Origin of the sequence: Bacillus sp. BS3(2021) (genome assembly GCF_021043345.1) — a bacterium.
GTDB lineage: Bacteria > Bacillota > Bacilli > Bacillales > Bacillaceae > Bacillus > Bacillus paralicheniformis.
On record NZ_JAJNDM010000001.1, the window covers coordinates 417,686 to 431,310 of the forward strand.

Annotated in this window: 13 protein-coding genes; 12 read left to right on the forward strand and 1 reads right to left on the reverse strand. The window is 47.1% G+C overall.

Annotation, left to right across the window (positions count from 1 at the left end; all coding sequences use genetic code 11):
- Positions 1-6 precede the first annotated feature (6 nt).
- The 4 genes from LQ247_RS02010 (at position 7) to LQ247_RS02025 (ending at position 4,974) form a co-directional block, all read left to right on the forward strand.
- Complete coding sequence (locus LQ247_RS02010; RefSeq protein WP_231005513.1) at positions 7-1,137, forward strand: acyl-CoA dehydrogenase family protein; 1,131 nt, start codon at positions 7-9, stop codon at positions 1,135-1,137.
- 12 nt (positions 1,138-1,149) lie between these two features.
- Positions 1,150-2,289, forward strand: coding sequence for an acyl-CoA dehydrogenase (locus LQ247_RS02015; RefSeq protein ID WP_035337908.1), 1,140 nt, complete (start codon positions 1,150-1,152; stop codon positions 2,287-2,289).
- Positions 2,290-2,591: 302 nt separating this feature from the next.
- Entirely contained in the window at positions 2,592-3,110 is a 519-nt protein-coding gene (gene rpoE, locus LQ247_RS02020; RefSeq protein ID WP_023857062.1) for a DNA-directed RNA polymerase subunit delta, read from the forward strand.
- Between the two features lie 256 nt (positions 3,111-3,366).
- Positions 3,367-4,974 carry a CTP synthase gene (locus LQ247_RS02025; protein ID WP_103749415.1) on the forward strand — a complete coding sequence of 536 codons (1,608 nt, stop codon included), beginning with the start codon at positions 3,367-3,369 and terminating at the stop codon, positions 4,972-4,974.
- 136 nt (positions 4,975-5,110) lie between these two features.
- Here LQ247_RS02025 and LQ247_RS02030 read toward each other — a convergent pair whose 3' ends face one another.
- Positions 5,111-5,641, reverse strand: a complete 531-nt coding sequence (locus LQ247_RS02030; protein ID WP_026580249.1) for a DUF2529 domain-containing protein — start codon at positions 5,639-5,641, stop codon at positions 5,111-5,113.
- Positions 5,642-5,814: 173 nt separating this feature from the next.
- On the opposite strand from LQ247_RS02030, the gene LQ247_RS02035 reads away from it, so the two are divergent.
- From LQ247_RS02035 to LQ247_RS02070, 8 genes are all read left to right on the forward strand, one after another.
- Positions 5,815-6,192 carry a response regulator gene (locus LQ247_RS02035; RefSeq protein ID WP_231005658.1) on the forward strand — a complete coding sequence of 126 codons (378 nt, stop codon included), beginning with the start codon at positions 5,815-5,817 and terminating at the stop codon, positions 6,190-6,192.
- 202 nt (positions 6,193-6,394) lie between these two features.
- Complete coding sequence (locus LQ247_RS02040) at positions 6,395-7,252, forward strand: class II fructose-bisphosphate aldolase (protein ID WP_020453288.1); 858 nt, start codon at positions 6,395-6,397, stop codon at positions 7,250-7,252.
- Between the two features lie 229 nt (positions 7,253-7,481).
- Positions 7,482-8,117 carry a fructose-6-phosphate aldolase gene (gene fsa / locus LQ247_RS02045; protein ID WP_020453287.1) on the forward strand — a complete coding sequence of 212 codons (636 nt, stop codon included), beginning with the start codon at positions 7,482-7,484 and terminating at the stop codon, positions 8,115-8,117.
- Between the two features lie 257 nt (positions 8,118-8,374).
- On the forward strand, positions 8,375-9,664 hold the full coding sequence (locus LQ247_RS02050) for a UDP-N-acetylglucosamine 1-carboxyvinyltransferase (RefSeq protein WP_023857064.1): 1,290 nt from the start codon (positions 8,375-8,377) through the stop codon (positions 9,662-9,664).
- A gap of 66 nt (positions 9,665-9,730) precedes the next feature.
- Positions 9,731-10,696: a class II fructose-bisphosphatase gene (gene glpX / locus LQ247_RS02055; protein ID WP_026580248.1), complete on the forward strand. Its 966-nt coding sequence runs from the start codon at positions 9,731-9,733 to the stop codon at positions 10,694-10,696.
- A gap of 450 nt (positions 10,697-11,146) precedes the next feature.
- Positions 11,147-12,430: a transcription termination factor Rho gene (gene rho / locus LQ247_RS02060; RefSeq protein ID WP_003186053.1), complete on the forward strand. Its 1,284-nt coding sequence runs from the start codon at positions 11,147-11,149 to the stop codon at positions 12,428-12,430.
- A 127-nt stretch (positions 12,431-12,557) separates the two neighbouring features.
- Complete coding sequence (rpmE, locus tag LQ247_RS02065) at positions 12,558-12,758, forward strand: 50S ribosomal protein L31 (RefSeq protein WP_003186051.1); 201 nt, start codon at positions 12,558-12,560, stop codon at positions 12,756-12,758.
- Between the two features lie 78 nt (positions 12,759-12,836).
- Positions 12,837-13,421, forward strand: a complete 585-nt coding sequence (locus tag LQ247_RS02070; RefSeq protein ID WP_026580247.1) for a thymidine kinase — start codon at positions 12,837-12,839, stop codon at positions 13,419-13,421.
- The last annotated feature ends 204 nt before the right edge of the window (positions 13,422-13,625 follow it).

Sequence of the window (13,625 nt, forward strand, 5' to 3'; positions counted from 1 at the left end):
GTGACCTTGAATTTTCAGTTTACAGAAGAGCAGACCCGCATGCAGAAGATTGTCAGGCAATTTGTTAAACAGGAGGTCGCTCCTTTTGTACCTGAAATGGAGAAAGGGCGCTTTCCAACCTCTCTTTTGAAGAAAATGGCGGAGCGCGGCTGGATGGGGCTTCCGATTCCGGCTAAGTACAGCGGGGCCGGTCATGACTTTATCACCTATATAATGATCATCCATGAGCTGTCAAAGAAAAGCGCCGTTCTTGGCGCGGTTCTATCTGTACACACGTCAATTGTCACCATTCCCATTCTTTTATACGGAAATGAGCGGCAAAAAGAACATTATGTTAAAAAGCTGGCAGCAGGGCAGTACTTGGGAGCCTTTTGTTTAACCGAACCGAGTGCCGGTTCCGATGCGGGCAGTCTAAAAACCAGGGCCGAAAAGCGCGGCGATACCTATGTGCTCAACGGTACGAAAGTTTTTATCACAAACGGCGGAGCCGCCGACATTTATCTTGTTTTTGCTTCAACCGATCCGAAAGCGGGAACGGGGGGCATTTCGGCTTTTATCGTGGAGAAGGGCACGCCGGGCTTTTTTATTGGGAAAAATGAAGAGAAAATGGGGCTTCACGGTTCACTGACGGTCACTTTAAATTTTGATAACGCTGTCATCCCCGCCCGGCAGCTGCTGGGGAAGGAAGGTAAAGGATTCAAAATGGCCCTTTCCAATCTGGATACCGGGCGGATCGGAATTGCGGCGCAGGCTCTGGGCATCGCCGAAGGAGCGCTTTCTGAAGCCATCGAATTTCTAAAAATACGGTATCCGGACGGAGAGCTGTATAAGAACGGACAAGGGCTTGCTTTTAAGCTGGCCGACATGGCGGCGAGGACAGAGGCTGCCAGGCTTCTCGTTTATCAGGCCGCTTCGCTGAAACAACAAGGCGTCCAGACGGGAAAGGCTGCTTCAATGGCCAAACTGTTCGCTTCGGAAACGGCAATGTATGTCGCCGGAGAGGCCGTGCGGCTGCTCGGAGATTTTGGATATACAAAGGATTTCAGCGCTGAACGATATTTCAGGGATGCGAAAGTGTGTGAAATTTATGAGGGCACAAGCGAGATCCAGCGGATCGTCATCGGTAAGCATTTATAAGGGGGGAAAAGAATGATCTTTAAGCTGAGTGAAGAGCACCAAATGATACAGAAGATGGTGCGCGACTTTGCCCGTCAAGAGGTGGAGCCGACTGCAAAGGAGCGGGATGAGGAAGAGCGGTTTGACATGGAGCTATTTTCCAAAATGGCGGAATTGGGGTTGACGGGAATACCGTGGCCTGAGGAATACGGGGGGATCGGCAGTGACTACCTCGCCTATGTCATCGCAGTAGAAGAGCTTTCGAAAGTCTGCGCCTCAACGGGCGTCACCTTGTCAGCCCATACTTCGCTTGCAGGCTGGCCGATTTATGCATTTGGAACGGAAGAACAGAAGCAGGAATACTTAAAGCCGATGGCCCGCGGTGAAAAGATAGGCGCCTACGGATTGACGGAGCCCGGTTCAGGCTCTGATGCCGGCGGCATGAAAACGACCGCGGTCAGAAATGGTGATGATTATATTTTAAATGGAACGAAGATCTTTATCACAAACGGCGGAATTGCAGACATCTACATCGTGTTTGCCAACCTTGCGCCGGAACAGAAGCACAAAGGCACAACCGCTTTTATCGTTGAAAAGGATTTTCCCGGTTTTTCTGTCGGGAAAAAAGAAAGGAAGCTGGGCATCCGTTCATCGCCGACAACCGAAATTATCTTTCAGGACTGCCGCGTGCCTTTAAAAAACCGCCTTGGCGGGGAAGGTGAAGGCTTTAAAATCGCAATGCAGACGCTTGATGGAGGAAGAAACGGAATTGCCGCTCAAGCCGTCGGGATTGCCCAGGGTGCATTTGAGGCGGCGAAGGCGTATGCGAAAGAGCGGAAGCAATTCGGCAGGCCGATCGCCGAGCAGCAGGGCATCGCTTTTAAACTGGCTGATATGGCGACGGAGATTGAAGCTTCAAGGCTTTTAACCTACCAGGCGGCATGGCTGGAATCAGAGGGGCTGCCTTATGGAAAAGCTTCCGCGATGTCGAAGCTATATGCAGGGGATACGGCTATGAAAGTGACGACGGAGGCCGTGCAAATATTCGGCGGATACGGCTACACAAAGGATTATCCGGTCGAGCGCTTTATGCGCGATGCAAAAATCACTCAAATCTATGAAGGAACGCAGGAAATACAGAAGCTCGTCATTTCGAGAATGCTGATGAAATAAGGGCGGAAAACAGCCGTCTGGCACGGTTTGGACTGCTGCCGGCGGACAGGCCGCCGACGCAGTTTTTTTCGTTTTCAAGGGGCCGGACGCTCCCGGCTGTTCTATGTTTCAATCCCGCTTGCCGCCGATTTCCAATGCAACAGGTAAAAATTATTGAATTAACGGGAATAAAGGTGGCATAAAGTGATTTCTTTTGTTTATAATGAGAGGTATGGTTTGTCGTAAAGACAGGGATTACATGCTTATTTTCTATGACAGAGATAGTAGATACATACATGAAGATAGAAAGGGAGTGTCTGGCGATGAGTTTGAAACAATACTCAGAGGAACAGCTAAAGGAAATGGCTTTAGTTGAAATCGCATACGAAATTTTTTCGGAACACAAAAAACCGATTACATTCCAGGAGCTAACAGATCAAGTGGCTTCCTTGCTTGGAATGGGGAAAGAAGAGCTGGAAGACCGCATCGCCCAGTTCTACACAGATTTAAATATCGACGGACGCTTTTTGGCGCTGTCAGACCAAACGTGGGGCCTGCGCAGCTGGTATCCGTATGATCAGCTTGATGAAGAAACACAACCGACTGTAAAAGCGAAAAAGAAAAAAGCGAAAAAAGTGGTTGAAGAAGATCTTGATCTTGACGAATTCGAAGAAATCGACGAGGATGATATTCTTCTTGACGATGTCGAAGACGACTTGGACATTGCCGCCGATGAATTCGAAGAAATCGATGAAGCCGACGATGATGAACTGGATGATCTTGAAGACGAGATCCTGGACGATGATGATGAAGATTTTGAAGAAGAGGAAGACGAGGAGTAATTTTGCCGCCTGAACGGAATTCATGTTTAAATCGATCTTGACTTTCACAGGCGAACTATGTAGTATGTATTTTGGGCTCTTCAAAACGAAGAGATTCGAGTGATACGGACTATCAGCTCCCTTTCAAGAAATTGAAAGGGAGCTTTCTTGTTTTTCCGCCTCCTTATCATTTAAATCATTTAGAAAAGATCTAAATGATTTTTCATAAAAAGAGCATTTTAAGGAATAAGCGTTAATCGAAGAGAGGGGTACAGAAATGACAAAATATATCTTTGTAACCGGAGGAGTTGTATCCTCGCTTGGAAAAGGAATTACGGCGTCTTCGCTCGGCCGCCTGCTGAAGAACAGAGGTTTGAATGTTACCATTCAAAAATTTGACCCGTATATCAACGTAGACCCGGGGACAATGAGCCCGTATCAGCACGGTGAAGTGTTCGTAACCGACGACGGTGCGGAAACGGATCTTGACCTCGGCCACTATGAGCGCTTCATCGACATCAATTTAAATAAATACAGCAACGTGACAACAGGAAAAATCTATTCCACGGTGCTGAAAAAAGAGCGCAGAGGCGATTATTTAGGCGGTACCGTACAGGTTATACCTCATATCACAAATGAAATTAAAGACCGCGTATTCCGCGCCGGAAAAGAAACGGGCGCTGATGTCGTGATCACCGAAATCGGCGGAACCGTCGGTGATATCGAATCGCTGCCGTTTCTTGAAGCGATCCGCCAGATCAAGAGCGATGTCGGCCGCGACAATGTGATGTACATTCACTGTACGCTAGTTCCATATCTTAAAGCGGCGGGAGAAATGAAAACAAAGCCGACTCAGCACAGCGTAAAAGAACTGCGCAGCCTCGGCATTCAGCCAAATGTCATCGTCGTGAGAACAGAAATGCCGATTTCTCAGGACATGAAAGATAAAATCGCGCTGTTCTGCGACATCGATCCTAAAGCCGTCATCGAGGCCGGCGATGCGGATACGCTCTACTCCATTCCTCTCGACCTGCAAAAACAAGGGCTGGACAGCTTAGTCTGCAGCCACTTGAAGCTGAATTGTAGAGAAGCCGATATGGAAGAATGGAAAGAACTTGTCAAAAAGGTGAAAAGTCTGTCCAAAACGGTGACAATCGCTTTGGTTGGTAAATACGTCGAGCTCCCGGATGCCTACATTTCAGTTGTGGAATCGCTTCGCCATGCGGGTTATGCGTTTGACGCAGACATTCAGGTTAAATGGATCAATGCGGAAGAAGTGACGGAAGACAACGTTGCCGATCTTGTTCAGAATGCGGATGGTATTCTTGTGCCGGGCGGATTCGGAGACCGCGGTGTTGAAGGGAAAATCACGACAGTCAAATATGCCCGCGAACAAAAGATTCCGTTCTTCGGCATTTGCCTCGGAATGCAGGTGGCATCGATTGAATACGCAAGAAATGTGCTCGGTCTTGAAGGAGCGCACTCAGCCGAAATCGATCCTTCCACACCGTATCCGATTATCGACCTTCTCCCTGAACAAAAGGACATTGAAGACCTTGGCGGAACACTGCGTCTCGGACTTTATCCGTGCAAGCTTCAAGAAGGGTCGAAAGCGTATCAGGCATATGAAAATGAAGTGGTCTATGAACGCCACCGCCACCGCTATGAATTCAACAACGAATTCAGACAGCAGATGGAAGAAGCCGGATTTGTATTTTCCGGGACAAGCCCTGACGGCCGTCTCGTGGAGATTATCGAGCTTAAAGATCATCCATGGTTTGTCGCGTCTCAGTTCCACCCTGAATTCACGTCAAGACCGACAAGACCTCAGGCTCTGTTCAGAGACTTCGTACATGCTTCGCTGAAGACTTCGGAAAAGCTGTAAAAAAGAAAAAGGCCTGCCGGCACATCACGCCGGCAGGCCTTTTTTGGATTTTTCTGGTGATAATGGCGGCCCGAACTGGTACTATATTCATTAAGGCCGGCCCCACCGTCATTAATTTCCTTTAGGCAACCCTGTTTTATTGGTATTCCTGAAGAATTTCCTTTAATGTAAAGGATAGGGCATGATAAATGTAGAGGCTGACCATCAGGGACGGAAATCCGAACCTTGTTCCGTCTTCATCGGGAAGAAGCGGCATTCTCAGCTTTGAATCGATATGGACATCGGCGAATGATTCGATCGGGGCGCCGTCTTTTCCCGAAGGGGAGACGACAACAAGTCCGATTCCTCTTTCATACAGTTTTTCCGCCATTTTCAGCTCTTCGCAATCCGCTGAACCGGCGCAGAACATCAGCACTTTGTCCGTCATTTCAAAATCGGGCCAGTTTTCTTCGTTCTTCGGCAGCACTTTGACTGAGGGGAACGGTTCAGAACTGTACATCGCTTCTTTCAAAATGCCTTCCAATTCATTTTTTCCGTATACATAAACCGAATGATCACTGATGACCGCCTGAGCCAACAAGCGGGCGCCGTCCTCTATCGATTGGGCCTCGCCCTCTTGAATCCGGTTGAAGATTCCCGTCAATTGAGTGGTGAAAATTTTAAGCAAGCTGACTCCTCCTTTTTTACTGACTATCATTATATAACAAAAGAGAATAATGGGAAAAATCCTCTAAATATGTCGCAAACTTAAATATTTTAATTAAAGGAAAAGAGAAAAACAAAACAGAATAGATAAACTACTGCTTAATTTTGGCGAAAATTATAAATATAGAGGTGTAAATCATGAATGAGAAGATTTTAATCGGAGACGACCAGTACGGGATTCGGGTTCTGCTGAATGAAGTTTTCAATAAAGAAGGATACAAAACCTTCCAGGCTGCGAACGGGATTCAAGCGCTTGACATTGTGAAAAACCAGCGCCCCGACCTCGTTTTGCTCGATATGAAAATCCCCGGCATGGACGGAATTGAAATTTTGAAAAGGATGAAGGTCATTGACGAGGGGATCCGGGTCATCATTATGACGGCCTACGGAGAGCTCGACATGATCCAGGAATCGAAGGAGCTCGGAGCCCTGACGCACTTTGCGAAGCCTTTTGACATCGACGAAATTCGCGATGCCGTTAAAACCTATCTGCCTATAAAGTCAAACGGATAGCTGAAAAGTTTTTGATGTTGTCACAGTCACAATGTTGCCGATTTGTTGATTAATTGTTATTCTATATAAGTAGAGAAAAGCTATCTAACGTTTTTAAAAAACCAAAACATTTTACATATGGCGGATTTTTCTGGTCATGCTAGGTAGGTGTGGAGGCTTTTTTCGCAAAAGCAAATCAGGCTACATAAGGAGGACTTTCGACATGCCTTTAGTATCAATGACGGAAATGTTGAATAAAGCAAAAGAAAACGGATATGCTGTCGGACAATTTAACTTAAATAACCTTGAGTTCACTCAAGCGATTTTACAAGCCGCTGAAGAAGAGAAATCTCCTGTTATCCTCGGTGTATCAGAAGGTGCAGGACGCTATATGGGCGGATTTAAAACCGTTGTGGCAATGGTTAAAGCGCTGATGGAAGAATACAACGTAACAGTACCTGTTGCGATTCATTTAGACCACGGCTCAAGCTTTGAATCTTGTGCAAAAGCGATTCATGCGGGATTCACTTCCGTTATGATCGACGCTTCCCACCATCCTTTCGAGGAGAACGTTGCGACGACTTCAAAAGTTGTTGAGCTTGCTCATTTCCACGGTGTATCAGTTGAAGCTGAGCTTGGAACTGTAGGCGGACAGGAAGACGACGTAATTGCTGAAGGCGTCATCTACGCGGACCCTAAAGAGTGTCAAGAACTTGTTGAGCGCACAGGAATCGACTGCCTTGCACCTGCATTAGGTTCTGTTCACGGCCCTTACAAAGGCGAACCAAACCTTGGATTCAAAGAAATGGAAGAAATCGGAAACACAACTGGTCTTCCGCTCGTACTTCACGGCGGTACAGGCATTCCGACTGCCGACATCAAGAAAGCTATTTCTTTAGGTACGGCAAAAATCAACGTCAACACTGAAAACCAAATCGCTTCTGCGAAAGCTGTTCGCGAAACGCTTGCTGCGAAGCCTGAAGAGTATGATCCGCGCAAATACCTCGGACCTGCACGCGAAGCTATCAAAGAAACAGTGATCGGCAAAATGCGTGAATTTGGTTCTTCAAACAAAGCATAATGACGATTGGAAAAGCATCTGTTTTCCCGCAAAGCCGGGGGAACAGGATGTTTTTCTGATGTTTTAGGGAAGTGCTGTTAACACATGCCTTTGACGGCATGAGGCTCTTTTGCTTCCCGTTCAGTCAAAAAAGCCGCCTGATAGCGACAGGCGGTTTTATCCATATCATCCGGAAAGCGCAAACATGTTCCACAGTTCAGACATTTTCATGACAGGAGGTTTTATCAATATGCTGTTTTTTATTGATACTGCAAATTTAGACGAAATCAAAGAGGCACACGCTCTCGGTGTGCTTGCAGGAGTTACGACAAATCCTAGTTTAGTAGCAAAAGAAAACATTTCGTTTCATGACCGTCTGCGTGAAATTACCGAAGTGGTTTCTGGGTCAGTCAGCGCCGAGGTTATTTCTCTGAAGGCTGAAGAGATGATTGAAGAAGGAAAAGAGCTTGCGAAAATCGCGCCGAATATTACGGTGAAAATTCCGATGACGTCTGACGGCCTGAAAGCTGTTAAAGCATTAACCGATCTCGGGATTAAAACGAACGTCACGCTGATCTTCAGCGCAAACCAGGCGCTTCTTGCCGCAAGAGCAGGAGCTACGTATGTTTCCCCGTTCCTGGGACGCCTTGACGATATCGGCCACAACGGCCTCGATTTGATCAGTGAAATTAAACAAATTTTCGATGTGCACGGTTTGGACACGCAAATCATCGCCGCGTCCATCCGCCATGCGCAGCATGTGACTGAAGCCGCGCTAAGGGGAGCGCATATCGGTACGATGCCTCTCAAAGTCATTCATCAGCTTACAAAGCACCCGCTGACTGATAAAGGGATTGAACAGTTTTTAGCTGACTGGAATAAATAATTGCTTCATGTGGGTGGCAAGTGGAGGGGCTCCCTCCGTTTGTCACCATTTTGTCTTACAAAGAGAAATGAATGTTTTGCAGAAGAGAACCTTGCCGCAGTCTGCTTCGCTACTTTTCTTCCCGATAAATTTAAAATGTGTTGTATTCTTTCTCTTTTAATTGGATAGATTTTGAAATGAACCATTTATTTTGAGTCTGAAGGAAATCTCATTATGAAGCGCTCCATTAGCTATCTTCTTTAAGGAAGGAGACGATCATGGAAAAGTTAAATATAGCCGGCGGCGATCCTCTCAATGGCACAGTACATATAAGCGGAGCGAAAAACAGCGCTGTCGCTCTCATACCCGCGACGATTTTGGCTGATTCGACGGTTACGCTTGAAGGCCTTCCCCATATTTCAGACATTTTGACGCTGCGCGATCTGCTGAGAGAGATCGGCGGAAACGTTCACTTTGAAAAGGGAGAAATGGTCGTTGATCCTGCGCCGATGATCAGCATGCCTTTGCCGAATGGAAAAGTGAAACAGCTTCGGGCTTCTTATTACTTAATGGGCGCGATGCTCGGACGCTTTAAGAAAGCGGTCATCGGCCTTCCAGGCGGCTGCCACCTCGGTCCGAGACCGATTGATCAGCATATCAAAGGTTTCGAGGCGCTCGGAGCCGAAGTGACGAACGAACAGGGTGCGATCTATCTGCGTGCGGAGGAATTAAAAGGCGCGCGCATTTATCTTGATGTCGTCAGTGTTGGAGCAACGATCAACATCATGCTTGCCGCCGTGCTTGCCAAAGGCAGAACCGTAATTGAAAATGCTGCGAAAGAACCTGAGATTATCGATGTTGCGACCCTTTTAACGAGCATGGGAGCAAAAATAAAAGGTGCCGGTACGGATGTCATTCGCATCGAAGGCGTTGAGTCGCTTCACGGGTGCAGACACTCGATTATTCCGGACCGGATCGAAGCCGGCACTTTCATGATCGCAGCTGCTTCCATGGGACAAGAAGTGCTGATTGATAATGTGATTCCGACGCATTTGGAATCGTTAATCGCCAAGCTCCGCGAAATGGGAGTTCGAATCGAAGAAAGCAGCGAGCAGATTTTAATGGTCGGCGGACAGAAAGAGCTGAAACCCGTCGATTTAAAAACGCTCGTATACCCCGGTTTTCCGACAGATCTGCAGCAGCCGATGACATCGCTCTTAACGAAGGCAAACGGGACGAGCGTCGTCACTGACACCATTTATTCCGCCCGCTTCAAACATATTGACGAGCTGAGGCGCATGGGCGCGTCGATGAAGGTCGAAGGCAGATCGGCGATTATTACCGGTCCCGTTCCTCTGCAGGGCGCCAAGGTGAAAGCGAGCGATCTGCGGGCGGGAGCGTGTCTCGTTGTTGCGGGTCTAATGGCGGAAGGAGTCACGGAAATCACCGGTTTGGAGCACCTTGACAGAGGCTACAGCCAGCTTGAAGAAAAGCTGGCAAAGCTTGGGGCCACTGTCTGGCGCGAAAAATTGACAGACCAGGAAATTGAACAGCTGCAAAATTCCTGATGGACAAATGCTGTGATAGATCAAACATAAAACGATTTCATACGGGTGAGGGGAGATTAGATAGGAATGGAAAGAAGCTTATCGATGGAACTGGTGCGTGTGACAGAAGCGGCTGCGCTTAAGTCAGCGCGCTGGATGGGTAGAGGTAAAAAGGACGAGGCCGACGACGCTGCGACAAGCGCCATGAGGGATGTATTTGACACCATTCCTATGAAGGGAACGGTCGTAATCGGAGAAGGGGAAATGGACGAAGCGCCGATGCTTTATATTGGAGAAAAGCTCGGCAACGGCTACGGCCCTCGCGTAGACGTAGCAGTAGATCCTCTCGAAGGGACGAACATCGTCGCAAGCGGCGGATGGAACGCACTCGCAGTCATTGCTGTGGCTGATCACGGAAACTTGCTGAATGCGCCTGACATGTATATGGATAAAATCGCTGTAGGTCCTGAAGCTGTCGGCTGCATCGATATTGAAGCGCCTGTGATTGATAACTTAAAAGCTGTGGCAAAAGCAAAAAATAAAGATGTAGAAGATGTCGTAGCCACGATTTTGAACCGTTCGCGGCACGAGAAAATCATCCATGAGCTTCGCGAAGCAGGCGCCCGAATCAAGCTGATCAACGACGGGGACGTGGCCGGTGCCATTAACACCGCTTTTGATCATACAGGCGTCGATATTTTATTCGGCTCAGGAGGAGCTCCGGAAGGCGTCTTGTCTGCTGTCGCACTCAAAGCTCTCGGAGGAGAAATTCACGGAAAGCTTCTTCCTCAAAACGAAGAAGAACTGAGACGCTGTGAAAAGATGGGGCTTGATACGGGCAAAGTGCTCCGCATGGAAGACCTCGTCAAAGGAGACGACGCGATTTTTGCTGCAACCGGTGTCACAGACGGAGAGCTCTTGAAAGGCGTGCAATTCAAAGGATCTGTTGGAACGACCCACAGTATAGTCATGAGAGCGAAATCCGGTACGGTGCGGTTTGTGGACGGAAGACACAGTCTCAAGAAAAAACCTAACCTGGTCATCCGGCCATAAGAAAAAGCGGGGATATAGATGACCCGCTTTTCCCTTGTATTTCACTTCACGAATTGAATCAAGGTTCATACTCTGATACAATAGCTAACGGCTTTTCTTCTTTATGTCAAGGCATTTTCAAAACAGGGTCATCTCTATCAATTTCATGTCAAATCGTAAATGAAGTTGAATATGTACGACAAATGGGGTAAAACTAAAGAGTGCTGCGAAATTTTCTGCACATGTTGGTTCTTAGAGAGCCAAAATCCTGCCGCATCTATCAGATATGCGATTATCTTCTCTTGTTAAGTCCTCGCTTCTTTCTCGACTCATACTTATAATCCTTTTCAATACGTCGATATATATGGGTAGAAGCGTTGCCGGTAAACGAATCGGCAGTATAATCAAGCGTCTTTCATGAAATTGATGAGACAAAGTAAATTATTCGATTAGAAAAGAGTGGTGTTCTTAGTGAAAGATGTATCCATTTCATCTTTGGAAAATATGAAATTAAAAGAGCTGTATGAGCTTGCAAGGCATTATAAAGTCTCTTATTACAGCAAACTGACAAAAAAGGAACTGATTTTTGCCATTCTGAAAGCGAACGCCGAACAGGAAGATCTGCTGTTCATGGAAGGCGTATTGGAAATCATCCAGTCTGAAGGGTTCGGCTTTCTCAGACCGATCAATTACTCCCCTAGTTCAGAGGATATCTATATTTCCGCTTCGCAAATCCGCCGTTTTGATTTGAGAAACGGTGACAAAGTGTCCGGAAAGGTCCGTCCTCCAAAAGAAAACGAACGGTATTACGGCCTTCTGCATGTTGAAGCGGTTAACGGCGACGATCCTGAATCGGCAAAAGAGCGCGTGCACTTTCCAGCGTTAACGCCTCTTTATCCAGACCGCCAGATGGTGCTTGAAACGAAACCGAATCACCTGTCAACACGGATCATGGACATGATGGCGCCGGTCGGATTTGGACAGCGCGGTCTGATCGTCGCTCCGCCTAAAGCAGGTAAAACCATGCTTTTGAAAGAGATCGCGAACAGCATCACAACCAACCATCCGGAGGCGGAGCTGATCGTGCTTCTTATCGATGAAAGGCCTGAGGAAGTGACTGATATCGAACGTTCGGTTGCAGGAGACGTCGTCAGCTCCACGTTTGACGAAGTGCCTGAAAACCACATCAAGGTGGCCGAGCTTGTTTTGGAACGTGCGATGAGGCTTGTCGAACATAAAAAGGACGTCATCATTTTAATGGACAGCATTACAAGGCTTGCCCGCGCTTATAACCTAGTCATTCCACCGAGCGGCCGAACGTTGTCAGGGGGAATCGATCCCGGCGCTTTCCACCGTCCAAAGCGTTTCTTTGGAGCAGCCCGCAACATCGAAGAGGGCGGCAGCTTAACGATCTTGGCGACCGCGCTTGTCGACACGGGCTCGCGGATGGATGACGTCATTTATGAAGAATTTAAAGGGACAGGGAACATGGAGCTTCATCTTGACCGTTCTCTTGCGGAAAGAAGAATCTTTCCTGCCATTGATATTCGCCGTTCGGGTACGCGTAAAGAAGAGCTTCTCGTTCCGAAAGAGCACCTTGACCGTCTGTGGTCCATCCGGAAAACGATGTCTGACACGCCTGATTTCGTCGAGAAATTTATGAGAAAAATGAAAAAGACGAAAACGAATCAGGAGTTTTTCGATATTCTGATCCAGGAATGGAAGCAAGCGAATATGTCGGCGGCAAGGCGCTGATTTAAAACTTTAGTTTGCAAAACGTCCGAATCGCTGTTATAATTCTATCATGTGCGTTCCGGAGGTTTTGTCCCGGAATAATAACTCTGTTTCCGAATTGGATTCAGGGCGGAAGGAGATGACAGATATGAAAGCAGGAATTCATCCTGAGTTCAAAAAAGCAACAGTCAAATGCGCTTGTGGAAACGAATTTGAAACAGGTTCAGTAAAAGAAGAGGTACGCGTTGAGATTTGTTCTGAATGCCATCCGTTCTACACTGGCCGCCAAAAATTCGCTTCTGCTGATGGTCGTGTTGATCGCTTTAACAAAAAATACGGTCTTAAGTAATAATAGATATGATAAACAGGCAGGATTTTTCTTGCCTGTTTTTTTACTTGCAATAATCGCTGGAGAGGAGTTAGTCGGATGTACATCATGAAGCAAAGCGGATGGCTTGAGCTCATATGCGGAAGCATGTTTTCGGGCAAGTCAGAGGAGCTTATCCGCCGGATCAAAAGGGCAACGTTTGCGAGACAGGAAGTCAAAGTGTTTAAACCAGCCATTGATAATCGCTACAGCAGTGAATCGGTTGTTTCGCATAATGGGACATCCATTGTTTGCCATGCCATCGCATCTCCGGAAGAAATTTTTCAATACATAAGCAAAGAAACGGATGTCATCGGCGTCGATGAAGTCCAGTTTTTTGACGAAACGATTGTCGGCACGTTAACTTCTCTGGCTGATCAGGGCTACCGTGTGATTGCAGCAGGTCTTGATTTGGACTTCCGGGGCGAGCCTTTCGGTGTCGTGCCAGATCTTATGGCTTTAGCGGAAACGGTGACGAAGCTGCAAGCGGTGTGCTCTGTCTGCGGATCTCCGGCCAGCCGTACGCAGAGGCTGATCAATGGAAAACCTGCTTCTTATGACGATCCGGTCATTTTGGTGGGGGCTTCCGAAGCATATGAAGCACGCTGCCGCCACCATCATGAAGTGCCTGGAAAGCCAAAATGAAATCGGACAAACACATAGATTTTCACGCAAAAAACACTTGGTAAAAACAAGTGTTTTTTTTATTGAATCCTTTTTATAGGAATTAATGTAATTAAAAAACTTAATTAAGAATACGAAAAAATTAACTAATTTTCATCGCTTGAATTTTGACAAAGTCAGGCATAAAATGACTTACTGTAGTCAGTAAAAAGTAAATAGGTTTTA